The sequence below is a fragment of the Achromobacter sp. NPDC008082 genome, assembly GCF_042957345.1.
Taxonomy (GTDB): Bacteria; Pseudomonadota; Gammaproteobacteria; order Burkholderiales; family Burkholderiaceae_B; genus Achromobacter; species Achromobacter kerstersii_A.
In genome coordinates this window covers 622,947-647,813 of record NZ_JBIBIB010000003.1, presented here as the reverse complement: position 1 = coordinate 647,813, position 24,867 = coordinate 622,947, and the positions used below count along the sequence as shown (strand labels likewise).

General features: G+C 66.3%; 24 protein-coding genes. 18 read left to right on the top strand and 6 right to left on the bottom strand.

Annotated features, from left to right (window positions below):
- Positions 1-3: 3 nt before the first annotated feature.
- Together ACFZAI_RS15075 and ACFZAI_RS15070 are read left to right on the top strand one after the other, a co-directional pair.
- Complete coding sequence (locus ACFZAI_RS15075) at positions 4-777, top strand: NRDE family protein (RefSeq protein WP_391567614.1); 774 nt, start codon at positions 4-6, stop codon at positions 775-777.
- Between the two features lie 79 nt (positions 778-856).
- Positions 857-1,291 carry a carboxypeptidase regulatory-like domain-containing protein gene (locus tag ACFZAI_RS15070; RefSeq protein ID WP_391567613.1) on the top strand — a complete coding sequence of 145 codons (435 nt, stop codon included), beginning with the start codon at positions 857-859 and terminating at the stop codon, positions 1,289-1,291.
- An 89-nt stretch (positions 1,292-1,380) separates the two neighbouring features.
- Here the strand turns inward: ACFZAI_RS15070 and ACFZAI_RS15065 are convergent, their stop codons facing one another.
- Positions 1,381-1,755, bottom strand: coding sequence for an MAPEG family protein (locus tag ACFZAI_RS15065; protein WP_391567612.1), 375 nt, complete (start codon positions 1,753-1,755; stop codon positions 1,381-1,383).
- Positions 1,756-2,019: 264 nt separating this feature from the next.
- On the opposite strand from ACFZAI_RS15065, the gene ACFZAI_RS15060 reads away from it, so the two are divergent.
- Complete coding sequence (locus ACFZAI_RS15060; protein WP_391567611.1) at positions 2,020-2,868, top strand: CPBP family intramembrane glutamic endopeptidase; 849 nt, start codon at positions 2,020-2,022, stop codon at positions 2,866-2,868.
- Positions 2,869-2,917: 49 nt separating this feature from the next.
- Here the strand turns inward: ACFZAI_RS15060 and ACFZAI_RS15055 are convergent, their stop codons facing one another.
- The 3 genes from ACFZAI_RS15055 to arfB all read right to left on the bottom strand — a co-directional run bounded on the left by ACFZAI_RS15055 (position 2,918) and on the right by arfB (position 4,896).
- The gene (locus ACFZAI_RS15055) at positions 2,918-3,970 is read right to left on the bottom strand and encodes an alkene reductase (protein WP_391567610.1); all 1,053 of its coding nucleotides are present in this window, start codon (positions 3,968-3,970) and stop codon (positions 2,918-2,920) included.
- 61 nt (positions 3,971-4,031) lie between these two features.
- Positions 4,032-4,379 carry a helix-turn-helix transcriptional regulator gene (locus tag ACFZAI_RS15050; protein WP_054421655.1) on the bottom strand — a complete coding sequence of 116 codons (348 nt, stop codon included), beginning with the start codon at positions 4,377-4,379 and terminating at the stop codon, positions 4,032-4,034.
- Positions 4,380-4,479: 100 nt separating this feature from the next.
- The gene (gene arfB, locus ACFZAI_RS15045; RefSeq protein WP_391567609.1) at positions 4,480-4,896 is read right to left on the bottom strand and encodes an alternative ribosome rescue aminoacyl-tRNA hydrolase ArfB; all 417 of its coding nucleotides are present in this window, start codon (positions 4,894-4,896) and stop codon (positions 4,480-4,482) included.
- Positions 4,897-4,982: 86 nt separating this feature from the next.
- Here arfB and queE point away from each other — a divergent pair, with 86 nt between their 5' ends.
- The 11 genes from queE to ACFZAI_RS14990 all read left to right on the top strand — a co-directional run bounded on the left by queE (position 4,983) and on the right by ACFZAI_RS14990 (position 16,115).
- Positions 4,983-5,615 (top strand): 7-carboxy-7-deazaguanine synthase, encoded by a 633-nt coding sequence (gene queE / locus ACFZAI_RS15040; RefSeq protein WP_391567608.1) that lies wholly within the window; start codon positions 4,983-4,985, stop codon positions 5,613-5,615.
- A gap of 28 nt (positions 5,616-5,643) precedes the next feature.
- Complete coding sequence (queD, locus tag ACFZAI_RS15035; protein ID WP_054421646.1) at positions 5,644-6,087, top strand: 6-carboxytetrahydropterin synthase QueD; 444 nt, start codon at positions 5,644-5,646, stop codon at positions 6,085-6,087.
- A gap of 216 nt (positions 6,088-6,303) precedes the next feature.
- Positions 6,304-6,780 carry a MarR family winged helix-turn-helix transcriptional regulator gene (locus tag ACFZAI_RS15030; protein ID WP_391567607.1) on the top strand — a complete coding sequence of 159 codons (477 nt, stop codon included), beginning with the start codon at positions 6,304-6,306 and terminating at the stop codon, positions 6,778-6,780.
- Positions 6,777-8,840, top strand: a complete 2,064-nt coding sequence (locus ACFZAI_RS15025; protein WP_391567606.1) for an FUSC family protein — start codon at positions 6,777-6,779, stop codon at positions 8,838-8,840. Before ACFZAI_RS15030 ends, ACFZAI_RS15025 begins: the two co-directional genes overlap by 4 nt.
- Complete coding sequence (locus ACFZAI_RS15020) at positions 8,837-9,049, top strand: DUF1656 domain-containing protein (protein ID WP_054421638.1); 213 nt, start codon at positions 8,837-8,839, stop codon at positions 9,047-9,049. Before ACFZAI_RS15025 ends, ACFZAI_RS15020 begins: the two co-directional genes overlap by 4 nt.
- A 2-nt stretch (positions 9,050-9,051) precedes the next feature.
- A complete protein-coding gene (locus tag ACFZAI_RS15015) occupies positions 9,052-10,041 on the top strand; it encodes an efflux RND transporter periplasmic adaptor subunit (RefSeq protein WP_391567605.1) in 990 nt (329 codons plus the stop codon).
- A gap of 74 nt (positions 10,042-10,115) precedes the next feature.
- Positions 10,116-11,537: an efflux transporter outer membrane subunit gene (locus ACFZAI_RS15010; protein ID WP_391567604.1), complete on the top strand. Its 1,422-nt coding sequence runs from the start codon at positions 10,116-10,118 to the stop codon at positions 11,535-11,537.
- 163 nt (positions 11,538-11,700) lie between these two features.
- Positions 11,701-12,534, top strand: coding sequence for a hypothetical protein (locus tag ACFZAI_RS15005; protein WP_391567603.1), 834 nt, complete (start codon positions 11,701-11,703; stop codon positions 12,532-12,534).
- 13 nt (positions 12,535-12,547) lie between these two features.
- Positions 12,548-14,278, top strand: coding sequence for a thiamine pyrophosphate-binding protein (locus tag ACFZAI_RS15000; protein WP_391567602.1), 1,731 nt, complete (start codon positions 12,548-12,550; stop codon positions 14,276-14,278).
- 63 nt (positions 14,279-14,341) lie between these two features.
- On the top strand, positions 14,342-15,319 hold the full coding sequence (locus ACFZAI_RS14995; RefSeq protein ID WP_391567601.1) for a Bug family tripartite tricarboxylate transporter substrate binding protein: 978 nt from the start codon (positions 14,342-14,344) through the stop codon (positions 15,317-15,319).
- A gap of 1 nt (position 15,320) precedes the next feature.
- Positions 15,321-16,115, top strand: a complete 795-nt coding sequence (locus tag ACFZAI_RS14990; RefSeq protein ID WP_391567600.1) for an SDR family NAD(P)-dependent oxidoreductase — start codon at positions 15,321-15,323, stop codon at positions 16,113-16,115.
- Between the two features lie 25 nt (positions 16,116-16,140).
- On the opposite strand, the gene ACFZAI_RS14985 is transcribed toward ACFZAI_RS14990, so the two are convergent.
- Together ACFZAI_RS14985 and ypfH are read right to left on the bottom strand one after the other, a co-directional pair.
- Positions 16,141-16,938, bottom strand: a complete 798-nt coding sequence (locus tag ACFZAI_RS14985; RefSeq protein ID WP_391567599.1) for an IclR family transcriptional regulator — start codon at positions 16,936-16,938, stop codon at positions 16,141-16,143.
- Positions 16,938-17,642 (bottom strand): esterase, encoded by a 705-nt coding sequence (ypfH, locus tag ACFZAI_RS14980; protein WP_054421618.1) that lies wholly within the window; start codon positions 17,640-17,642, stop codon positions 16,938-16,940. Before ypfH ends, ACFZAI_RS14985 begins: the two co-directional genes overlap by 1 nt.
- Positions 17,643-17,729: 87 nt before the next feature.
- Here ypfH and ACFZAI_RS14975 point away from each other — a divergent pair, with 87 nt between their 5' ends.
- The 4 genes from ACFZAI_RS14975 (at position 17,730) to ACFZAI_RS14960 (ending at position 24,665) form a co-directional block, all read left to right on the top strand.
- The gene (locus ACFZAI_RS14975; protein WP_391567598.1) at positions 17,730-19,208 is read left to right on the top strand and encodes an amino acid permease; all 1,479 of its coding nucleotides are present in this window, start codon (positions 17,730-17,732) and stop codon (positions 19,206-19,208) included.
- Positions 19,209-19,317: 109 nt separating this feature from the next.
- On the top strand, positions 19,318-20,022 hold the full coding sequence (gene imuA / locus ACFZAI_RS14970) for a translesion DNA synthesis-associated protein ImuA (RefSeq protein WP_391567597.1): 705 nt from the start codon (positions 19,318-19,320) through the stop codon (positions 20,020-20,022).
- Positions 19,952-21,421 carry a Y-family DNA polymerase gene (locus ACFZAI_RS14965; protein ID WP_391567596.1) on the top strand — a complete coding sequence of 490 codons (1,470 nt, stop codon included), beginning with the start codon at positions 19,952-19,954 and terminating at the stop codon, positions 21,419-21,421. Before imuA ends, ACFZAI_RS14965 begins: the two co-directional genes overlap by 71 nt.
- A gap of 10 nt (positions 21,422-21,431) precedes the next feature.
- Positions 21,432-24,665 (top strand): error-prone DNA polymerase, encoded by a 3,234-nt coding sequence (locus ACFZAI_RS14960; protein ID WP_391567595.1) that lies wholly within the window; start codon positions 21,432-21,434, stop codon positions 24,663-24,665.
- The last annotated feature ends 202 nt before the right edge of the window (positions 24,666-24,867 follow it).

The following is a 24,867-nucleotide window of genomic DNA, read 5'->3' as shown; positions in this document are numbered from 1 at the left end:
ACCATGTGTCTTGCCGTATTGGCCCTGCATGCCTTGCCGGGCATCCCCGTCTTGATCGCCGCCAACCGCGATGAATTTCACGCGCGACCCACGCGCCCCGCCGCGCAATGGGATGACGCGCCGACCATCTACGCGGGCCGCGACGGCTTGGCGGGCGGCACCTGGATGGGCGTGACCACGTCGGGGCGTTTTGCGCTGGTGACCAATTTCCGCGAGCCCGGCAAGCACCTGAACCCGGCGCCATCGCGCGGCGCGCTGGTGGAAGATTTTTTGCGCGGCGCAGCCTCGCCTGCCGATTACCTGGCGCGTACGCACGCCGGTGACCAGGCGTACAACGGCTTCAACCTGATCGTGGGCGACACGCGCGAAGCCTGGTATTTGAGCAACCGCAATGGCGGCCCGCGCGCGCTTGAACCCGGTATCTATGCGCTGTCAAACCATTTGCTGGACACGCCGTGGCCCAAGCTGGCGCGCACCAAGGCGGCGTTCACCGCCGTGCTGGCGCGGTCGCCGCAGCCCGACCTGCCGGCGCTGTTCAATGCCCTGGCCGACCGCGAAACCGCAGGCGACGAAGAAATGCCCGCCACGGGCCTGCCGCGAGATCGCGAAAAACTATTGAGCAGCCCTTTCATTGTCAGCCCCGACTATGGCACCCGCAGCTCCAGCGTGTTGGCGCTGCATGAAGACGGCGCCGGACAGCTGGATGAAAGGCGCTTTGCGCCTGACGGCACGGTCAGCGGGGAAAGCCGGCTGGCGTTTCATTGGCAGGCCGCATAACGCGGCGATATGCTTGGCGAACGCGAACTCCCGGGCGGCGTCCCAGTCGAAACCCGTAGGTCCTTTTCAGGAGACCCTTATGAACAAACGCATTGAACGCTGCACCCTGGCCGCCATGATGGCGGTGGGCAGCATCGCACTGGCTGGCGTCTTGTCGACCGCGCAAGCGGCGCTGCCGCCCGTCAAACATCAGGGCACGGTGCAGTACGTGAGCGGCGGCATCGGCATTGACGAATCGGAAGCCATGAAGGCGGCCGCCAAGGACTATCCGCTCGCGCTCACCTTCGCCGCGCAACGCGACGGCAAGGCGGACTATGTGGCCAGCGTGGGCGTCGCCATTCATGACGCGCATGGCAAGGAAGTCTTGAAGGCCACGGCTGAAGGCCCGTACATGCTGATCAAACTGCCGGCAGGCGCCTACAAGATTTCGGCAAGCTACGCAGGCAAGACGCAGGAACGTGAAGTGACGGTGCAGAACACCGGCACCGCCCGCGCGGTATTTGAGTGGAAGTAAGCGGGCGCAGGCACGTCAACCCGGGACCGCATGGCAACACTAGGGCGGAGCGCCGCTGAGCGCCCCGCCCCGGTGAAACCGCCCGCGCGTCAGACGCCAGAGAACAGGATGGCGATCACGAAACCCACGCTGACCGCCCAGACCAGCGAGCGCAGCGCGCCCCAGCCCGCCAGATACATTGCGATATAGCCCAGCCGCACGCCCAGCCAGCACGCCATCAAGGTGGCGACATGCGCAGGCGGCGCCTGGTTGTACAGCGCGAACAACACGGCCGCGAAGAAGAATGGCAGCGCTTCAAAGGTGTTGACCTGCGCCGCGTTGGCCCGCGCACGCCAGCCCTCCTGACGGGCCAGCCACGCCCGGGGATCGTTGTTGTCGTACTTCTTGCCGCCCGCCTTGGCAAGCAGCGCCGATACGAACGGCAAAATCGCCGCCGCCAACATCAACCACGCGATCATTTTCATTGTGACTCCCGGTGCTGGCGAACGAACGGGTCCGCCGGATACATGGCGGGCCTTGCGCCGCCGCTGCGGCATGGTCGCCTGAAAGCGGCGAAATGGAAAGCGGGAGAGTTGGATGGCCGGGTTTAATTTCCGCGTTGAAACCCGCGTTGAATTCCCGTGTTGAATCCCCGGTTGAATTCCCCGGTTGGCTAGGCGGGTTGCATACCCCTGACACCCCTCGCAGACACGTACACTCTGCGCGTTGCCGTCGCACCTTCACTTCCCATGCCCTTGCTTAGCCCCTGGTCCGCGCTGTTTCTTTCCGCCGCCCTGCTCTGGCCGCCCGCCACACGCCGTTGGGCGTTGGCGCCGTTGATGGTGGCGTGGGGCTGGGCGTTGACGGATGGGGCGATCGATCCCGTGGGGTTGATTGCGCCCGCGCTGCTTTTGCTGGCGGCCGTGGGGGTGCGGCCAGCGGCGGCGAACGGGACCCGCGCGGCCGGCCATGTTTTATTTCTGCTGCTGGCCGCGGCGTTGTTCCTGCATCTGCTGCCCGGCTTTCACAACCCGCAAGTCATCGCGCCCGCGCCGCTAAGCCCGGACGCGCTGCCGTTCGGCATGTATCTGAACCTGGACAAACCGCTGGTTGCGTTCTGGGTGGTGCTGGCGCTGGCCCCGCCGATGGCGGGCGCGACCGGGCGCGCAACCCTCGCCGCCGCCGTGCTGGCCTGCGCGGGCGCGGTGCTGGTGTGTTTGGGATTGGGGTTGGCGTTGAACGTGGTGGGCTGGGCGCCCAAGTGGCCGGAACCCGCCTGGCTCTGGCTCATCAATAACGCGTTGCTGGTCACACTGGCCGAAGAGGCGTTGTTTCGCGGCTATGTGCAGCAGCAGTTGTCGATGCGCTGGCGCCGCCATGCCTGGGGCGGCTGGGCGGCGCTGGCGATTGCCGCCGCGCTATTCGGATTGGCGCATTACGCGGGCGGCTGGCAGTGGGTATTGCTGGCCAGTTGCGCCGGCGTGGCCTACGGCGTGGCGTACCGCTACGGCGGTCTGGCCGCCGCCGTGCTGGCGCATCTGGGCTTGAACGCCGCGCACTTCGGTTTGTTTACCTACCCGATGCGCGCGGTGATGTAAGCCCGAGCCGGCGCGGGCTTATGCGGCCCGGCGCGGCCCGCCCCTGCGTTCAGGGCAACGCCGGGTAATCCGTGTAGCCCACCGCGCCTTGCGCGTAGAACGTGGACGGGTCCGGCGTGTTCAGCGGCGCGTTCAATTCAAAGCGGCGCACCAGGTCAGGGTTGGCGATGTATTGCACGCCAAACGCCACGGCATCGGCACGGCCGGCGTCGATGGCGGCTTCGGCGGATTCGCGCGTGAAGCCTTCGTTGGCGATGTACACGCCGCCAAACGCGGCCTTCAGCTTCGGGCCCAGGCTGTCTTCGCCTTCGTGTTCGCGGGCGCAGATGAATGCGATGCCGCGCTTGCCCAGTTCGGTGGCCACATAAGTGAACGTGCCGGCCAGATCCGAATCGCCCATCGTGTGCGCATCGGCGCGCGGCGACAGATGCACGCCCACGCGGCCCGCGCCCCAGATTTCCACGCACGCATCCACCACTTCCAGCAGCAGGCGGGCGCGGTTTTCCAGCGAACCGCCGTACTGGTCGGTGCGATGGTTGGTGCTGTCTTGCAGGAACTGGTCCAGCAGGTAGCCGTTGGCGGCATGCACTTCAACGCCGTCAAAACCGGCTTCCTGCGCCATCTTCGCGCCATGGCGATAGGCTTCGAGCACGCCCGCCACTTCAGCCGTTTCCAGCGCACGCGGGGTGACGTAGGCGCGCTTGGGGCGCACATGGCTGACGTGGCCGCCAGCCGCAATCGCGCTGGGCGCAACGGGCAGTTCGCCATTCAGGAAGATCGGGTCGGAAATGCGGCCCACGTGCCAGAGCTGCGCGGCAATCAAACCGCCCTTCTCGTGCACGGCGGCGGTAATCTTGCGCCAGCCCTTCACTTGCTCGGTCGACCACAGGCCGGGGGAATCGGCATAGCCCACGCCTTGCGGGGTCACGGAGGTGGCCTCGGTCAGGATCAGGCCGGCGTCGGCGCGCTGGGTGTAGTACTCAAGCATCAAGTCGTTGGGCACGCGGCCTTCGCTGGCGCGCTGACGGGTCAGCGGGGCCATGATGATGCGGTTGCGCAGCGTAAGGTCGCCGACGCGCAGGGGGTCAAACAGGGAGCTCATGCAAAATCCTTCCGTCCCGGATCACGGGGCGCTGGGGCCGCGGCCAAGGGCCTGCGGCTGACTACATATCCTGATTCAATTGCCGCAAAAACGCGGCAATCACGGGTTCATTGCGACGGAAAAATACCCACTGCCCCACCTTCGTCGACGTGATCAGGCTTGCACGCTGCAACACGGCCAGGTGCGATGACACGGTGGACTGTGACAAGCCGCAGCGGTCATCGATGTGGCCCGCGCACACCCCGTGTTCAAAGGTGTGGCCGGGGCGCTCTTCGAAGTACGCCTGCGGTGTCTTCAGCCACGCGAGGATGTCGCGCCGCACGGGATTGGCCAGCGCCTTGAGAATGGCGTCGGCGTCAATGCCCGGCAGGTTGCCGGTCTGATCGGTCGGTGAAGAGGATGCGGTCATATTGGTATATCGCAATTTATCGAATCATATATCGTGAACGATCGATATATAGTCATGCCCCTGTACGGATTGGGGTTTTTGCTTGGGGCAACATAGAAGATCAGTCCCCCTGCACCCGGCCACGCAGCCGTTTGACCTCGCCGTGCTGCACCTTGCGCTGCACGCGGCGGCGCTGCGAAGAACGGGTCGGTTTGGTGGCGCGGCGCGGTTTGTCGACCTGAATCGCCGCCCGAACCATGCCGATCAAGCGCTCAATGGCTTCGGCCCGGTTTTTCTCCTGGCTGCGAAACGACTGCGACTTGATGACGATAACGCCATCTTTTGAGATGCGATGGTCGCTGACGGCGCACAGCGCGTCCTGGACCTCGAGCGGCAGGCGGGAGGCGCGCACGTCAAAGCGCAGGTGCACGGCGCTGGACACCTTGTTGACGTTTTGCCCGCCCGCGCCCTGGGCGCGGATCATGGAGAACGTCAGGTCGCGCTCGTCGATATACAGGGAATCTTGAACATGAAACATGGCCGCGAGTCTATACCAAGTAAAATAATCCGCTTTTGCGTGAATTTACGGCGTCCGGCTCTGCACCGCGCCATGACTCCCCCCCTATGACCTACTCCGCCAAAGAAATATTCAAGACCCTGCAAGGCGAAGGCGCCCATGCGGGCCGCGCGGCGGTGTTTTGCCGGTTTGCGGGCTGTAACCTCTGGACCGGCCGTGAAAGCGACCGCGCCAGCGCCGCCTGCACGTTCTGTGACACCGACTTCATCGGCACCGACGGCGAGGGTGGTGGCAAATTCACCACGGCCGAACTGCTGGCCGACGCCATCGCCGCGTCCTGGGGCCCAGGCACGAAAGACCGCTACGTCGTCTTCACCGGTGGCGAACCGCTGCTGCAACTGGACGACGCGCTGCTGGCCGCCGTCCATGCGCGCGGATTCACCGTGGCCATTGAAACCAATGGCACCGTCAAGCCGCCCAAGGGCATCGACTGGATCTGCGTCAGCCCCAAAGGCACCGCGCCGCTGATCATTGAGCGCGGCAATGAATTGAAGCTTGTCTACCCGCAGCTCAATGCGCTGCCGGAATCCTTTGTGCATCTGGATTTCGAGCACTTTTTCCTGCAACCCATGGACGGCCCCACGCGCGTGAAGAACACCGAACAAGCCGTTCAATACTGTATGCAGCACCCGCAATGGCGGCTCAGTTTGCAGACTCACAAATACATAGGCATTCCATGATTTACCCGAACGCGCGGCGGAGCACGCAATGATTTCCGTGACCCGCAGGCTGGAATTCGACGCCGGCCACCGCATTCCTGATCACCGCAGCCAGTGCCGCAATCTGCATGGCCATCGCTATGTGTTGGAAATCACCCTGACGGGTGACATCGTGCAAGCCCCCGGCGAATCCGACAACGGCATGTTGATGGACTTCTCCGAAATCAAGCACATCGCCAAGACCCACATCGTGGACGTATGGGATCACGCGTTCCTGGTGTTCGAAGGCGACGCCGCCGTGCGCGGCTTTTTGGACACCCTGCCCGGCCACAAGACCGTGGTGCTGGACCGCATTCCCACCGCCGAGAACCTGGCCAAGATCGTGTTCGACACGCTGGCCCCGCACTATCACGGCCACTACGGCGCCGACTTGCGCCTGTCGCGCGTGCGTCTTTATGAAACGCCCAACTGCTGGGCGGACTGCAACGGGTGATTCACGGGTGGCGCGCGGTGGACCGGCGAGTTTTCGGCCCGGGTATTGCGCGCCTCACCCTGCCCACGCCGGCTGGTTCCACGTTCGCCGCGTAGCTGGCCCCATTTTTCCATCTGTGGAAAGACCCCCTCCTATCTAGCCAATTGAAAAAATCAATGGGGATATTCGCCATTTTCAATTATTAGTAAGCTAATAGATAGGATACAATCTATCTCCATGAACACGCCTTCCGACTCCCAACTCATGGCCACCACCGCAAACCTGATGGTGCTGTCCCGCGCCTATCGTGGCGCCGCCGATAAAGCGCTGGCCGACTACGGCCTGTCGCAAGCCACGGCCTGGCCCGTCATCCTGGCTGGCCGCCTGGGCGACGGGGTGCGCCAAGGCGCGCTGGCCGAGGCGCTGGGTGTTGAAGGCCCGTCGCTGGTTCGTGTGCTGGATCAATTGGTGGCCGCCGGCCTGATGGAACGCCGCGAAGACGCGCACGACCGCCGCGCCAAGACTTTGCACCTGACCGACGCCGGCCATGCGCTGCGCGCGCAGGTCGAAGACGTGCTGGTGGAACTGCGCCGCCGCCTGTTCAACGGCGTCAGCGAAGCCGACCTGGAAGCCTGTCTGCGCGTTTTCGATGCGCTGAAAGTGTCCCTGGGACGCGGCGCCGCAGGCGGCCATCAACAGGACAATCAATCGTGAAATTGCCGAACGTCCGCGAAACCATCTTTTCGCTGAAGAGCTACCTAAGCGCCATCATGGCGCTTTATCTGGCCTACAGCATGGGTTTGCCGCGTCCGTTCTGGGCGATGACCACCGCCTATGTCGTGGCCCAGCCCTGGTCGGGCGCCGTGCGCTCCAAGGCGCTGTACCGGCTCGTCGGCACCTTCTTCGGTTCGGCCGCCACCGTGTACATGGTGCCGCGGCTGTCGAATTCGCCCGTCGTCATGACGGGCGCCATGGTGTTGTGGGTGGGCGCCTGCCTGTACATGTCGGTGCTGGACCGCACGCCGCGCTCTTATCTGTTCATGCTGGCCGGCTACACCGCCGCGATGATCGGCTTTCCCAGCGTGACTGACCCTTCCCTGGTGTTCGACACCGCGCTGGCCCGCGTGGAAGAGATCAGCCTGGGCATCGTCTGCGCCACGCTCGTCCACAGCATTGTGCTGCCGCGAGGCCTGGCGCCTGCGTTGACGCTGCAACTGGACAAGGCCGTGCGCGATGCGCGCAACTGGATGCACGACACGCTTAGCGGGCAGAACGCCGAACAGCGCGACCGCGACCGCCGCGTGCTGGCCAACGACATCACGCAGCTGCGTCTCTTGTCGACCCACGTGCCGTTTGACACCAGCAACCTGCGCTGGACGTCCGGCGCGGTGCGCGCCATGCAGGACCAGATTTCAGCGTTGACGCCCGCCGTCTCGGCCGTGGAAGACCGGCTGCGCGCCTTGCAAGCCAATGATCAACCGCTGCCGGAACCCGTGTCGGCGCTGCTGAACGACATCTCGGAATGGATCAATGCCGGCGCCCAGGCTTCGCATGAAACCGCCGTGCAATTGCGCGCGGCCGTCACCCGTTTGACCCCCGCCATCGACAGCCATTCCACGTGGCGCGACGCGCTGCTGGCCAGCCTGATGACGCGGCTGCGCGAACTGATCGACACCTATGACGAATGTCTGACGCTGCGCCGCGAGATTCGCGCCGGACTGGAAGGCGCGCCGCTGCGAACGCCCATGCGCACACAGCGTTCCAACCGCGACCCGAACGCCGCGCTGCACCGCGACCACGGCATGGCGCTGTTGTCGGCCTTGGCAGCGGGCGTGGCCATTTCGGTGTGCTGCGCGTTCTGGATCGGCACGGCCTGGAGCAACGGCGCCACCGCCGCGCTCATGGCCGCCATCTTCAGCTGCTTCTTCGCGTCGCAAGACAACCCCGTGCCGGGCATCATGCAGTTCCTGACCTACACGGTGTATTCCATCCCGCTGTCGGCGCTGTATCTGCTGGGCATCATGCCCGCCATCCATTCGTTTGAAATGCTGGCGTTGGCGATGCTGCCCACCGCCTTCGTGCTGGGTATTTTCATCGCCCGCCCCGCCAGCGCCGGCAAGGCCATGGCGATGCTGTTCGGTTTTCTGGGCACGATGGCGCTGCAAGACACCAACACCGCGGATGTCGTCTCGTTCATCGACACGCAAGTGGCGCAGTGCATGGGCGTGGCTACGGCCGCCATCATCGCCGCCATTTTCCGTACGGTCAGCGCCGACTGGAGCGCCCGCCGCATCCAGGCCGCCAACTGGAAAGAACTGGCGACCTTGGCCAGCTCGCCGCGCGCGCCGTCGCGCCACACCTACACTGCGCGCATGCTGGACCGCATCGGCCTGTTGCAGCCGCGCCTGGCGCTGGCCCAACGCCCGGATGACCTGGTTGCCGCCGACGCCCTGAAAGACCTGCGCGTGGGCCGCGACATCACCGAGCTGCAACGCGCGCGCCGTCATCTGCCGATGGCGGAACCCACGATACAGCCGGTGCTCAATAGCCTGGCGCATTTTTTCCGCGCGCGTTCGTCGTGGCGCATCGGCGAAAAAACGCCGGAGTTCCTGGCGCAGATCGACCGCGCCTTATCCAGCGTGGCCGCTACCCCGCAAGGCCTGGCCGCACGCGACCGCGCCGTGGTGGCCCTGGTGGGCATCCGCCGCGCCTTCTTCCCCGACGCCCCCGACTACCAACCCGCCCATCCCGCCATGGAGGGCCACGCATCATGATCGGCGAATTCAATCTCTACGGTATTTACTTCCCATGGCTGCTGGTGCTGGGCGTGGTCACGCTTGGCGTGGCCTGGGCGCTGCGCCGCGTGCTGGCGCGCGCCGGCCTGTACCGCCTGGTGTGGCACCCCGCGCTGTTTGATCTGGCGCTGTTTGTGGTGCTGCTGTATGGCGTCTCCCTGATTTCCCCTTATTTTCTCCAGAGATAGGTATGAAACTCCCCAATGCTCTTCGCCCTGCTGCTATCGGCAAGTTCGCGGTGACGGCGGTTGTCGTCGCCGCCGCCGCTTACGCCGGCTGGCAGCTCTGGGTGCACTACGAAGTTGAACCCTGGACGCGCGACGGCCGCGTCAAAGCCTATGTGGTGCAGGTAGCGCCCGACGTGTCGGGCCTGGTGACTGCCGTGCCCGTGCACGACAACCAGGACGTCAAAGCCGGCGACCTGCTGTTTGAAATCGACCGCGCCCGCTTCCAGCTGGCGTTCGACCAGGCGCAAGCCTCGGTGCGTTCGCAGCAAGTGGCGCACGACCAGGCGCTGCGCGACGCCAAGCGCAACCGCTCGCTGGGCCAGCTGGTGGCCGCCGAAGCCGTTGAACAAAGCCAGACCAAGGTGCAGCAGACCGAAGCCGCGCTGGCGCAGGCCGAGGTGCAGCTGAACACCGCGCGTCTGAACCTGGAACGCAGCCGCGTGCTGGCCGCAAGCGATGGCCGCATCACCAACCTGGATTTGCGCGCGGGCTCGTACGCCACCGCAGGCCACGGCGTGATGGCGCTGGTGGACGCCGGGTCGTTCTACGTCGAAGGCTATTTCGAAGAAACCAAGCTGCCCGGCATACATGAAGGCGACCCCGTCACCGTGACCTTGATGGGCGATTCGCGCCACATCCGCGGCCATGTGGAAAGCATCGCCATGGGTATTGCCGACCGCGACCGCAGCACGGGCGCGAACCTGCTGCCCAACGTGAACCCGACATTCAACTGGGTGCGTCTGGCGCAACGCATTCCGGTGCGCGTGAAGATTGACGACGTGCCGGACGGCGTGCGTCTGGTCGCCGGCCAGACGGCCACGGTGTCGGTCGACCCGAAGCCCGCGCAGGCAGCCAAGCAAGACACAACGCAAAACACGAACCCTGGCGCAACGCCGGCCACGGCGCAGAGCACCTCGCAACGCGCCGCGTCCGGCGCGCATCCGCCGGCCTGATCGCCATTTTTCCGCAACCCGATTTCTGACGACCTATTTTTCAACCTTCTTATCAACGCCAAGCCGTACTTGCCATGAACACCAAACACCTTCTGCCGCTGATGCTGGCCCTTGCGCTGGCCGGATGCACCACCGTGGGCTCGGATTACCAGGTGCCTGCCGAGTCGGTCGTCCAGCGACAGGCGGCGCAAGGCGCCTTCCTGGAAGCGCAGTCGGGCGTGTTCCAGCAGCAAGCGGTGTCGGGCCACTGGTGGCGTTTGTATAACGACCCGCTACTGGACGGCCTGGTTGAAAAAGCGTTGTCGGCGAATACGGACTTGCGTGTGGCCAGCGCCAACCTGGAGCGTGCGCAGGCCGCGGTGCAGGAATCGCAGGCGCAGCAGCAACCGACGATAGGCGTGAACGCCTCGCCCACATTCGGCCATGTGTCGGGCTTGCAAGAGCTGCAACCGGGCATTGATCCCCCCAACCGCTGGTCGTACTCGGCGGGCGCCAGCGTGTCGTACCAGCTTGACCTGTTCGGGCAAATTCGCCGCGCGGTTGAAGCCGCCAGCGGCGACGCACAGGCCGCGCAAGCCGCCTACGACGCCACGCGTGTGACAGTGGCAGCCGAAACCGCACGCGCCTATGCCAACATGTGCGCAGCCGGCATGCAGCTGGCGTCGGCGCAACACTCGGTGCAGGTGCAAAAGGAATCGCTGGACGCCGTCAGCCGCCTGCAACGCGCAGGCCGTGGCACTACCTTGGATGTGACCCGCGCCCGCAGCCAGCTCGAACAGCTGCAAGCCAACCTGCCGCCCTTCCAGGCGCAGCAACGCACCGCCTTGTACCGACTGGCCGCGCTGACGGGCCAGACGCCCAACGAGATTCCCGCATCGCTGCTGCAATGCGCCGCCGCGCCGCGCCTGACCGACACCATTCCCGTGGGCGATGGCGCCGCACTGCTGCGCCGCCGCCCCGACATCCGCCAGGCCGAGCGCACGCTGGCCGCGAGCACGGCGCGCATCGGCGTGGCCACGGCGGACCTCTATCCGAAGATCACGCTGGGCTTGTCCGGCGCATCGGGCGGCCCCGCTTCGATGTTTGGCGATCGCGGCACCTTCGGCTGGAGCGTCGGCCCGCTGATCTCGTGGACGCTGCCGAACACAGGCGCGGTGCAGGCCCGCATCGCGGAAGCCGAAGCCAACACCAAGGCCGCCGTGGCGCGTTTTGACGCCACGGTGCTGAACGCCCTGCGCGAAACGGAAAGCGCGCTGGTCGTCTACGCCCGCCAGCTGGACCGCGATGCGTCGTTGCGCGCCGCCCGCGACCAAAGCGCCGAAGCCGCTTCGCAAGCGCGTCAGTTGTTCCAGTACGGCAAGACCGACTACCTGACCGTGCTGGACGCCGAACGCACTCTGGCCACCAACGAAAGCGCGCTGGCCGCCTCGCAGGCGGAACTCAGCAGCGACCAGATCGCCGTCTTCCTGGCGCTGGGTGGCGGCTGGGAAAAGTAAGCAGCAGGCCGGCAATGTCGTTTCCATAATATGGATATGACATTGCTCGCGGGAAATGGCCGCCCGTAGAATTGTCTCATCGCTGATTTTTACAACTATCAATGAACAGCGTGGCGCGGCAGATGGCGCCACAGCCGTTCAGGCAATGAGACAAATCCATAATATGGAACATCCATCAGGGGCGGCGGGTGCGCGCGTCCTGGACAGCATCACCAAACTAAGTCCTGACGATGCGGGCCGCGTTGTGATCGCGGGCTCGCACGGCGGCAGCTACGCGGCCTATTGCGCGGCGCGCGGCCACGTACGCGCCGTCATCCTGAATGACGCCGGGGTCGGCTGGGAACAGGCGGGCATTGCGGGCTTGGCAGATTTGCAGCAATGGGGCGTACCCGCCGCCACGGCCGACTACCGCAGTTGCCGCATCGGCGACGGCGCCGACATGGCGCGCCACGGTGTCATTAGCCACGCCAATGCCTTGGCGCAGGCGCTGGGCTGCCGCACGGGCATGGCCGTCGCCGACGCCGCCCGGGTGCTGGGCCAAGCGCCTGCCGGCCAGACGCGGCCCGCTGCGCAGCAAGAATCCCGCTCCATTTTCAAAACCGCCGCCGACGGCACGCCGCTGGTCATTGGCGCTGATTCCGTGTCGCTGCTGGATGCCGGTGACGACGGACGCATCGTGGTCACGGCCTCGCATGGCGAGCGGCTGGCCGGCCTGGACACCGACGGCGTGAAAGCCTCGCCACGGCTGGTGACTTTCAACGACGCCGGTATCGGCAAAGACAGCGCCGGCATCGGCCGGCTGCCGCTGCTGCAACAGCGCGGCATCGCGGCGCTGACCGTGTCGGCCTACAGCGCGCGCATCGGCGACGCCCGCTCGTGCTACCAGGAAGGAATGATTTCGTGCGCCAACGCCCGCGCCCGCGAATGGGGCTGCCGCGTTGGCACGCCGCTGAAAACTTTTATCGACGCCCTGCTGAACGGGCGCGGCACTTACTAGGAGCATTACCCGCATGTCGGAAAAACTGGAAATCACGGGCGGCGAAGCCATTGCACGCATGTTCGCCGCGCACGATGTGGGCTTGATGTTCGGTATGGGCGGCTTTCAGTTGCTGCCGTTCTACGACGCCGTGCGGCGTCTGAAGCTGAACCACAACCTGATCAACGATGAGCGCTGCGCCGTGTTCGCCGCCGATGCCTACACCAAGGTCAGCGGCCGCCCCGGCGTTTGCGACGCCACCCTTGGCCCCGGCGCCACCAATCTGGTCACCGGACTGGCCGAAGCCTACAACGCCGGCACGGCAATGGTGGCGCTGGTAGGCGATTCGCACCGGATGCATTCCTGGAAGAACATGACGCAGGAAGCGCGCCAGCTGGAGGTGTTGCGGCCCGTGGTGAAGGACGTGCTGCGCGTGGAAAAAATCGAGCGTATCCCGGAACTGGTGCGCCGCGCGTTCGCGGTGGCCACCAGCGGACGGCCGGGTCCGGTGGTGCTGGATGTGCCGGAAGACATTGCGCATGAAGTCCACGCCTTTGATGCCGACGTCTTCTACTCCAGCGCCAACTACCGCCGCGCCCCCGCCCTGCGCTGCCGCCCAGCCGCTGACGATCTGGCGCAAGCCGCCAGCATGCTGGCCGGCGCCTCCCGCCCGCTGATGCTGTGCGGCGGCGGCGTACACATCAGTGATGCCGCCGATACCGTTCAAGCCTTTGCCCGGCAATTCAACATCCCCGTGGCGCACACCATGAGCGGCAAAGGCGCCGTCGCCTGCAACGACCCGCTGAACGCGGGCCTGTTTGGCCGCTACAGCCGCATCGCCAACGACCTGATCGCCAAGGCCGATTGCCTGTTCGTCGTGGGCTGCAAGCTGGGCGAAGTGGCCACACGCCGCTACGACCTGCTGTCGGCGGGCACGCCCATCATTCACCTGGACATCGTGGCCGAAGAGTTCGACCGCACCACCACGCCCGCCTTGCGTTTGTGGGGCGACGTGCGGGCCACGCTGCAAGAGCTGGGCGAACGCCTGGCCGCCCAACCCGCATCCGCGCAAGGCCGCCAGGACTATGTGGACGAAGTGGGCCAGGCCATGCACACGTGGCGCGAATCCGTGAACGGCAAGCTGACGTCGGCCGACAGCCCCATCGGCATGGCGCGCCTGATGCATGAAATCAACGCCGCGCTGCCGGAAGACGGCATTCTGGTGGCCGACGGCGGCTTCGCCGCGCACTGGGGCGGCTTGCTGTTCGACACCAAGCGCGCGGGACGCGGCTTCGTGCCGGACCGCGGATTTGCGTCAATCGGCTATGGCATCCCGGGCGCCATCGGCGCTGCGGCCGCCGCGCCAGGGCGGCAAGTCGTCAGCCTGACGGGCGACGGCGGCTGCAATATGTCGTTGGGCGAACTGGAAACCGCCGTGCGCATGGGGTTGGCGTTTACGCTGGTGGTCGTCAACAACGCCGCGTCGGGCTACATCAAGGCGCTGCAACATCTGATGTACGGCAGCGGCAGCTACCAATCGTCCGATCTTGTGGAAACCAACTACGCCAACGTGGCGCGCGCGCTGGGCTGCCAGGGCATACGCGTGGAAGACCCGGCCGACATTCCGGCCGCGCTGGCCCAGGCCTTCGCCTGCAAAGACCGCCCCACCATTCTTGACGTGGTGGTCACGCGCGACCCCGCGCACATGCTGCCGGGCGTAGACAGCCGGGCGGCCAAGATCAAGCCGGGCGACCGCATCGCCTGAGCCTGGACATAACAACAAAGCGGCAACGCACACAACAATATCGAAGCGAGGAGACAACCCATCATGAAAGCAAAAACCTGGATGACGCTGGCGGCCGCAACGCTGGCCATGACGCTGACTGGCGCGTCGGTGGCGCAAAGCAGCTACCCCGACCGGCCGATCCGGCTGATCGTGCCCTTCCCGCCCGGCGGCACGTCGGACGTGGTGGGCCGCATCTTTGCCGAAGCGCTGGGCAAGCAGATCGGCCAGGCCGTCGTGGTGGAAAACCGGGGCGGCGCGGGCGGTTCGGTGGGTTCACGCGCGGTCGCGTCCGCCGCGCCGGACGGCTACACGCTGCTGCTGGGCACGTCCAGCACCAACGGCACGAACCCTGCGGTGTACAAAAATCTGCCGTATGACGCCGTCAAGGACTTCACACCCGTCACGCAGATCATCCGCGTGCCTGGCGTGATCGTCGTGAACAAGAACTTTCCCGCCAAGGATTACGCGTCGTTCGTGACGCTGATCAAAGGCGCGCCAGGCAAGTATTCGTATGCGTCGTCGGGCAACGGCGGCGCCACCCATATGGCGATGGAATACTACAAATCGCTGTCCGGGCTGGACATGATGCATGTGCCGTACCGCGGCACCGGCCCGGCGCTCAACGATGTCATCGCGGGCCAGGTGCCTATTTTGTGGGACACGGCGGCCTCGTCGATGGCGCACATTCAATCCGGCAGCCTGCGGCCGATTGTGGTGGCGGCCAAGGCGCGCCTGCCGCAACTGCCGGATGTGCCGACGTTCGCCGAAATGGGCCTGCCCGACTACGACGCGGAAATGTGGAATGGCCTGCTGGCGCCTGCCGGCCTGCCGAAAGACATTCTTGCCAAGCTGAACGACGCATCGCGCAAGGCCTTGGCCGATCCTGACGTGCAGGCCAAGTACGCCGGGGTGGGCGCGTATGTCGTCGCCGACAAACCCGACGCGTTTGCCGCGATGATTCGCGACGACGTCGCCAAGTGGAAAAAGGTGGCCGACTTCGCGCACATTTCGGCGGAATGATATGGGCCAGCGCTTGAAGAACAAAGTGGCGCTGGTGTTCGGCGCCGGCTCGTCAGGCCCCGGCTGGGGCAACGGCAAGGCGGCGGCCGCCCTGTATGCGCGGGAAGGCGCGTGGGTGTTCGCGGTGGACGTGCGCACGGACGCCGCCGACGAGACCCGGCGCGTCATCGAGGCCGAGGGCGGCCGCTGCGTGGCGCTGACCGCCGACGTAACCGATTCCGCGCAGATCCTGGCGGCGGTGTCGGCGGTGCTGGCCACGGCCGGACGCATCGACGTGCTGCACAACAATGTCGGCATCACCGAAATGGGCGACCCCATCGAAGCCAGCGAGGAAAGCTGGCACCGCGTGCTGGACACCAACCTGACCGGCGTGTTCCTCACGTGCAAGCACGTGCTGCCCGCCATGCTGGCGCAAGGCGGCGGCAGCATCGTGAACATCTCGTCGCTGGCGTCGATTCAGGTCAACACGTATCCGTACACGTCGTACTACGCGGCCAAGGCGGGGCTGAACCACCTGACCCGTTCGCTGGCCGTGCGGTATGCGCCCGACAACATCCGCGTCAACGCCGTGCTGCCGGGCGTGATCGATACGCCGCTGATCTATACGCAGATCGCCGGGCAGTTTGAAGACGTGGATGAAATGCGCCGCCGGCGCAACGCCGCCAGCCCCATGGGGCGAATGGGCGATGCGTGGGACGTGGCGCATGCGGCGCTGTTCCTGGCCAGCGATGAAGCCAAGTACATCACCGGCGTCTGCCTGCCGGTGGACGGCGGCAAGGCCTGCGCCGGGCGCTAAGACGCCGTCGGTAGCGTCAACTTTCTCAAACGCGGGGCGCCAAGTCGGCCGATAGCTCGGCCGCCGCCCGCTGCAACGCGGCCACCACGTCCTGCAAACGGGCTCCCGACAGGCGTGAACGGATCGCCGCCACGCTCAGCGCCGCCACCACGCGCTGCTCGCGGTCCAGCACCGGAACGCCCACGCCAAGCATGTCGGGAATGATGCGCCCCGGGTTGAGCGCATAGCCGTTCTTGCGGGCGGCGGCGATGTCGTCGCGCAGCATGTCGGTGGACGGCAGGTCAGGCGCCGCCGTGGCGTCGTAACGCGCCAGCACCCGTTCGATATCGTCATTGGGTAAGAAAGCCAGCAGCGCCAGGCTGCCCGCCCCCACACCGAGCGGCCGGCGATGCCCCACTTCCAGCGTCAGGATCTTGATGGGAAAGTCGCCCGTCTTGCGGTCGACGCAGACGGCTTCATGCCCGGATCGAACCGACAGGAAACTGGTGTCGCCGGTGGACTGCGCCAGGCGCAGCACCGCCGATTCGGCGATGGCCTTGATGCCGTGCCGCCCTTCCGCGGCCAGCCCCAGAATGTAGGACTCGCGCCCCAGGCTGTACGTCTTGAGCTTGGGGTTCAGCGATAAAAACCCTTCTTGCAGCAGCGCGGCCAACATGCGGTGCGCGGTAGGCGGTGTCAGACCAATGTCGCGCACGACGTCGGTCAGCCCGACCCCGCGCGCGGGCGCAGCGCCCACATATTTCAGGATGCGCAACACGCGGAAGATGCTTTGCGCGCCGCCCACCGAATCAGTAGCGTGCGGCAACGGGGCCTGGGCCGCCATCAATGCACCGTGGTGCCGTCCGGCGGCGTCTGGTTCAACCCCAGCGCCGCTTCCCAGGCGCGCAACGGCACGCAGGTCTGCAAGCGCACGATGGCGCGTTGGATCAGGGCGGGATGCAGTTCGTGGCCGACGTGGCTGGCGATGTCGATGGTGGAATCGCCATGCAGCTCTTCCAAGCGGGCCTGAGCGGCCTGGATGTGGGCCACGCTCATTACCGGATCATCGGCGCCGTGCAACAGATGCAGGGTGGTGTATTGCGGCGCGGCCTTGGGCAGTTGCGCGTAGCGGCCCGAGAACGCGATGACGCGCCCGGCCATGCCGTCGTGCGCCTGCACCAATTCCAGCGCCATGATGGCGCCCTGCGAAAAACCGGCCAGCGCGGTGTCGGACTGCAACAGGCTGAAGCGCGCCTGCGCCTCGCGCACATAGGCTTCCAGGGGCGGCATGGCTTGCGCCACGCGTTCGGCGCGATTGTCTTCCGTTACGCCGCGCACCGAGAACCACTGCCGGCCCGAGCCGCCGCCATCGAAGGGCTCGAAGCCTTCGGGCGCCAGCACCGCCGCTGCCGGAAACGCCGCGCGCACGGCCTCGGCCAATGGCCGAAGGTTATCGGGCGAACCGCCCACGCCGTGCAGCAGGATGAACAACTGGCGTACGTCGACGCCAGGTTCAGGAAGGAATTCCAATGAGCGGGAAGATGCCATGAAAACTGCTCCGTGCTGGCGTAGCACCGTCCGGCTACGCCTTGATGACCGCATTGTAAAATGCGCGCCTTAATGCGAATGACAGCAATGCAAACACCCACCACCGACTCGGGCGCCACGCCGGCGAGCCAGAACCAGTTGCACCGCGTGCTCAAGGCGCGCCACCTCACGATGATAGCGCTGGGCGGGGCCATCGGCACCGGCCTGTTCGTCGCCTCCGGTGCGGCGATCGCCCAAGCAGGCCCCGGCGGCGCCCTGCTGGTGTATCTGGTGATTGGCCTGATGGTCTACTTCATCATGACCAGCCTGGGCGAGCTGGCCACCTTCATGCCGGTGTCCGGTTCCTTTTGCACCTATGCGTCGCGCTATGTGGACCCGGGCTTTGGTTTTGCGCTGGGCTGGAACTTCTGGATCAGCTGGGCCACGGTGGTTGCCGTGGACGTGGTGGCCGCCCAACTGGTCATGGCGTACTGGCTGCCGGACACGCCAGGCTGGATATGGAGCGTGGCCTTTCTGGCGCTGACCTTCGGGCTGAACGCATTTTCGGCGCGCAGCTTTGGCGAAGCCGAATACTGGTTCGCCATCATCAAGGTGGTGGCCGTGCTGTGCTTCATTGCCGTCGGGCTGGGCATGCTGGTGGGCATCATCCATAGCGGCAGTGAAGTGGGCCTGGCCAATTGGAAAGTGGGCGATGCCCCGTTCGTGGGCAACGCGGCAACGTGGGTGGGCGTGGCGATGGTGGTGGCCTATTCCTTCCAAGGCACCGAACTGGTGGGCGTCGCCGCCGGCGAATCCGAGAACCCACGCCGCAACGTGCCGCGCGCCATCAACAACGTGTTCTGGCGCATTCTGCTGTTCTACGTGCTGGCCATTCTGATCATCGGCCTGCTGCTGCCCTATACCGACCCGCAATTGCTGCGCAACGAAGTGGAAGACATTGCCGTCAGCCCCTTCACGCTGGTGTTCCAGCATGCGGGGCTGCTGTCGGCTGCCACGGTGATGAACGCCGTGATCCTGACGTCCGTGCTGTCAGCCGGCAATTCGGGCATGTACGCCGCCACGCGGATGCTGTTCAACATGGCGGCCGAAGGCCAGGCGCCGGCCGTCTTCAAACGCCTGACCGCCAATGGCGTGCCGCTGTACGCGCTGCTGGCGACGACAGCCCTGGCCTGCCTGTGCCTGTTCAGCGTGGTGTACAGCCCGAAGGCGGTCTATATCTGGCTGCTGAATTTTGCGGGCATGACGGAATTCATCGTCTGGCTGAGCATTGCGATCAGCCACTACCGGTTCCGCCAGGGCTATGTGAAGCATGGCTTCAACCCGAACGACCTGCCCTACAAGGCCGGCCTGTTCCCGTTTGGCCCGGTGCTGGCGTTTGTGCTGTGCCTGATCGTGACCTTGGGCCAGAACTATCAGGCGTTTCTGGAAGAGCGGATCGACTGGATCGGCGTGGTGTCGACCTATCTGGCTATTCCGCTGTTCCTGGCGTTGTGGATCGGGCATCGCGTGGTGAGGCGGTCGCGCTGGGTCAAATACCAGGACATGCGGTTTTACGGCGGCGCATAAATCGAAGGTGACGCAGGCATGGCGGATGCCGGCTGGGTTGAAATACTGTATATTTATACAGTGTAAATTCACCCTAGAAGCCTCAAGCCCGATACCGGGCCCCACCGCCATGCAGTCCCCCGAACGCATCCACCCCGCGTTGTGGCGCGCCACCCAGCTGGCCAAAGGCGCCGCCCGCACCCTGCCCACCGGGCATGCTCCGCTTTCCGCCGAGCTGCCGGACGGGGGGTGGCCGCTGGGCGCGTTGGTTGAATTGCTGACCCCGCACCCCGGTATCGGTGAAATCCGCCTGCTGCGTCCCGCGCTGGCCCAACTGGAAACGCGCCGCGCGATCGCCCTGGTGCAGCCCCCGCATGCCCCCCACATCGCCAGCTGGATGAGCTGGCGGCTGGACCCCCGGCAGTTGCTGTGGGTGGCCCCGAAAAAACCCATTGATACCTTGTGGGCCGCCGAACAGATCCTGAAAAACGGCAGTTGCGGCGCGCTGATCTGCTGGCTGCCGCATGTGCGCCCCGAATCCTTACGCCGCCTGCATCTTGCGGCGCAGGCCAGTGACCTGCTCTTTATTGCCGTACGCCCGGCCAACGCCGCGCAGAACGCTACCCCCGCCCCGTTGCGGCTGGCGCTTGCGCCCGCGCCGGGCGGTCTGTCTGTCCATATTTTGAAGCGCCGGGGGCCTGTCTGCGACACGCCGCTATACGTGGGCCTGGAACCCGGCGCGCTTACGCCTTCTTCCCCCCGCCATGCGCCTCTGGATCGCCGCCTACCTGCGCTGCCTGCCGCTGGACGCACTACGCCCGCACTGGCCGCATGAGGGTCTGGCATTCGCCGTTCTGGACCAGGAACGCGTTGCCGCCCTTACCCCCGCCGCCCGCCAGGCCGGCGTCAAGCCGGGCATGCGCCGCGCCGGCGCGGCCGCCATCGCCCCCCAGGTCGACCTGCTGCCGCGCCAGCCGCAAACCGAAGCCGATGCGCTGCACGGCGCGGCGCTGGCCCTGCTGCAATACACGCCCGAAATCGCCCTGGGCGACGACGACACCGTGCTCCTGAATGTGGGCGCCAGCCTGATGTTCTTTGGCGGGCCGCGCGCGCTCAGCCAGCGTATCCGCGCCACCCTGCGCGCGCTGGATTTGCGCGTGTCGCTGGGCATGGCGCCCACTGCCACGGGCGCCTGGCTGCTGGCGCACCGCCCGGGCCGCCGCATGCCCCGCCGCACCTTGACGCTACCCACGCTGACGCGCCGGCTAGACGCCCTGCCGCTGGCGCTGCTGCCGCAGGCGCTGGCCCGCCGCGACTGGCTGGACGACATCGGCTGCCACACGCTGGCCGACTTGCGCGCCTTGCCGCGCGCCGGCCTGCAACGGCGCAGCACGCCGGAATTGCTGCAAGCGCTGGACGCCGCCTACGGCCAGAAGCCCGAGCTCTATCGCTGGATCGAACCGCCCAACCAGTTCTCGCGGCGCATCGAACTCATGGACTATGTCGAGCACACCGACGCCGTGCTGGCGGTGGCGCGCCGGCTGGCCGAACAACTGGGCGGCTGGCTGAGCGCGCGCCAACTGGCCGTGCGCCGCGTGGTGCTCAGCATGGAACACGAACGCGGCCGCCACGCCCGCCCGCCCACCGAGCTGGAACTGGCGCTGGCGCAGCCGGTATGGCAAGCCCCGCAACTGCTGCACCTGCTGCGCGAAAAGCTGAACCACTTCACTCTGGAAGCCCCCGTCATCGCCGTGTCCCTGCTGGCGCCCGACACGGTTGAGCAGCCGGCCGCCAGCACCACCCTGTTTCCCGAGCCCGGCGGCACGGCGGCCGACCATGCCCGGCTGCTGGACTTGCTGGTGGCCCGGCTGGGCCGCGATCAGGTCCGCCATGCTCAACCCACCCCCGACCACCGCCCCGAAGCCGCGAATTCCTGGGGCGACGCGCTGGCCGCGCCCCGCCCGCCCGAGCCCCTGCCCCCCTTGCTGGACCGCCCCTTCTGGCTGCTGGAAACGCCGCTGCCCTTGAAACTGTCGGGCCATCGCCCGCAATACGGCGGCCAGGCGCTGCGCCTGATGCGCGGCCCCGAACGCATCGAAAGCGGCTGGTGGGACCCAGCCCTGACCGTGCGCGATTATTTCGTCGCCGAAGACGCGGCCGCCGCGCGCTACTGGATCTACCGCGAACGCGACGCGGAGCACGCGCGCTGGTTCCTGCACGGGCTGTACGCCTGAGGCCGCCGGCATGGACGACGATTCCTACGACGCGCTTGACCCGTCCGACCTGTTGGCGACGCTGCCCGGCTACGCCGAGCTGCAATGCCAGTCGAACTTTTCCTTTCTGCAAGGCGCGTCCCACCCCGAAGAACTGACCGCACGCGCCGCCGAACTGGGCTACGCCGCGCTGGCGCTGACCGACGAATGTTCGCTGGCGGGCGTCGTGCGCGCCCACATGGAAGCCAAGACCCAGAAGCTGCCGCTCATCATCGGCGCCACCTTCCAGCTGCGCGCCGCCCCCGACGCCGCGCCGCTGGGGCTGACCCTGCTGGCGCAAACGCGCGAGGGCTACGGCAACCTGTCGGAGCTCATCACGCTGGCCCGCACCCGCGCGCCCAAGGGCGAATACCGGCTGGCGCCCGATGACTTCACCGATCCGCCCGAAGGCAGCGCGCATCTGCGCCACCTGCCCGAATGCCTGGCCATCCTGACGCCCGCCTACGGCACCGATGCCGACCGCCTGGCCGAACAGGCGCGCTGGCTGGCGCGCGTCTTTCCGAACCGCGCCTGGGTGGGGCTGAATCTGCTGTACCGCTCGCGCGACGACCAGCACCGCGCCGCCATCGAACACGCCGCGCAAGCAGCCGAACTGCCCATCGTGGCGGTGGGCCAGGTGCAGATGCATGTGCGGTCGCGCAAACCGCTGCACGACACGCTGACCGGCATCCGCACCCATCGGCCCGTGTCCCAATGCGGCTACGAGCTGTCGGGCAACGCCGAACAGCATCTGCGCACCCGCATGCGGCTGGCCAACCTCTATCCGCCCGAGGCGCTGGCGCAAACCCTTGTCATCGCGCGCCGCTGCGCGTTTTCGCTGGACGAGCTGCACTACGAATACCCCGACGAAATCGTGCCGCCCGGCCACACGCCCGCCACCTATCTGCGCCAGGAAACCCTGGCGGGCGCCGCGCGCCGCTTTCCCGCAGGCGTGCCGGAAAGCGTGTCCGATCAGATCGAAAAAGAGCTCGACCTGATCGCCGACCTGCACTACGAAGCCTATTTCCTGACCGTCTACGACATCGTCCAATACGCGCGCAGCGTCGGCATCCTGTGCCAAGGGCGGGGTTCGGCCGCCAACTCGGCCGTCTGCTATTGCCTGGGCATCACCGCAGTGGACCCGGTGCGCGGCAATAACCTGTTCGAACGTTTCATCAGCAAGGAACGCAACGAACCGCCTGACATCGATGTGGACTTCGAGCACCAGCGCCGCGAAGAAGTCATCCAGTACATCTACCGCAAGTACGGCCGGCAGCGCGCCGCCCTGACCGCCGTCGTCATCTCCTACCGCCCCCGCAGCGTCCTGCGCGACACCGGCCGTGCGCTGGGCGTGGACTTAGGCGTCATCGACGCCGTGGCGCGCGCCCATCAATGGTGGGACGGCAAAAAGGAAATGCTGCGCACGCTGGGCGCTTGCGGGCTGGACCCGGAATCCCAGGTGGCGCGGCAATGGGCGTCGCTGGCGCAGACGATGATGGGCTTTCCGCGCCACTTGTCGCAGCATCCGGGCGGCTTCGTGATCTCACGCGGAAAGCTGTCGCGCCTGGTGCCGATTGAGAACGCGGCTATGGAAGACCGCAGCGTCGTGCAATGGGACAAAGACGACCTGGACGCGCTGAAGCTGCTGAAGGTGGACGTGCTGGCGCTGGGCATGCTGTCGGCGCTGCGCCGCACGCTGGAGCTGGCCGGCCAGCGCCGCGGCCAGCCGCTGGCGCTGCAAGACATCCCCGAAGGCGACGACGCCACCTACGACATGATCTGCGACGCCGACACCGTGGGCGTCTTCCAAATTGAATCGCGCGCGCAGATGACGATGCTGCCCCGCCTGCGGCCGCGCAAATACTACGACCTGGTGGTGCAAGTGGCCATCGTGCGGCCCGGCCCCATCCAGGGCGGCATGGTCCACCCCTACCTGCGCCGCCGCCAGGGCAAAGAAAAAGAAACCTATCCCAGCGAAAAGGTGCGCGGCGTGCTCAGCCGGACCATGGGCGTGCCCATTTTCCAGGAACAGGTGATGCAGATTGCCGTGGTGGCCGCAGGCTTTACGCCGGGCGAAGCCGACCAGTTGCGCCGCTCCATGGCGGCCTGGAAACGTAAAGGCGGCGTGGACAAATTCCGCGTCAAACTCGTGGGCGGGCTGCTGGCGCACGGCTACACGCTGGACTTCGCCGAAGCGCTGTTTCGCCAGGTGGAAGGCTTTGGCGAATACGGCTTTCCCGAAAGCCACGCGGCCAGCTTCGCCCTGCTGGCCTACTTCAGTTCCTGGTTGAAGCGCCACGAACCCGAAGCCTTTCTGGCCGCCCTGCTCAACTCCCAGCCCATGGGCTTTTACGCCCCCGCGCAACTGGTGCAGGACGCCCGCCGCCACGGCGTGTGCGTACTGCCCGCAGACGTCACGGTCAGCGGCTGGGATTCGGCACTGGAAACTTTGCCGCCCGAGCACCCCGGCGCCCGCCGGCCCGCCCGCCCCCACGCGCCCCCGGTCGAGCAAACCCGCCCCGCCGTCCGGCTGGGCTTGAGCCTGATCCAGGGCATGCGAGAAGACGCCGTCCGGCGCATCGAAACCGCGCGCGCCCAAGACCCGTTTACCGACACGGGCGATCTGGCGCGCCGCGCCGGCCTTAACCGCCATGACCTGAATGCGCTGGCCGCGGGCGACGCCCTGCGCACGCTCGCCGGCCACCGCCGCCAGGCCAGTTGGGAAGCCGCCGCCAGCGTACACAGCCGCGACCTGCTGCGCGACGCCGCCATCGAAGAAACCCAAGCGCCCCGCCTGTCAGCCCCGTCCGAAAGCCAGACGGTCGCCGCCGACTACCGCAGCGTCGGCCTGACCCTGCACCGCCACCCCGTCGCCCTGCTGCGCCCCCAACTCACCGCCCGCAATTTCCAGCCGGCAGACGTGCTGAACCGCTATCCCAACAAACGCTCGGCACGCGCCTGCGGCATCGTCACCGTGCGCCAACGGCCACAAACCTCCAAGGGCGTGATCTTCGTCACCCTGGAAGACGAGACCGGCCCCGTCAACGTTGTCGTACGCCCCGAACTCATCGAACGCCAACGCCGCGAACTGCTGGGCGCCACGCTGCTGGGCGTCTACGGCGCCTGGCAAAGCGTAGACGGCGTCCGCCACCTGATCGCCCAACGGCTGGTGGATATGTCCGACCTGCTGGGCGGGCTGGCGGCGCAAAGCCGGAATTTTCATTGAGGGGTTGCATTGGGGGGTGGCATTGAGGGGTGGCATTGAGGGGTGGCATTGAGGGGTGGCATTGAGAGGTTGCATTGAGAGGTTGTTTAGACCTGTGAAGTGCGGGCATTCCGGGTGACATAAGCGTCACGCTCAGCGGCAATCTCCGACGCGCGCGGCCTATGCTTTGCGCCTCGACTCACCATCGTTGCCGGGGCCCGAC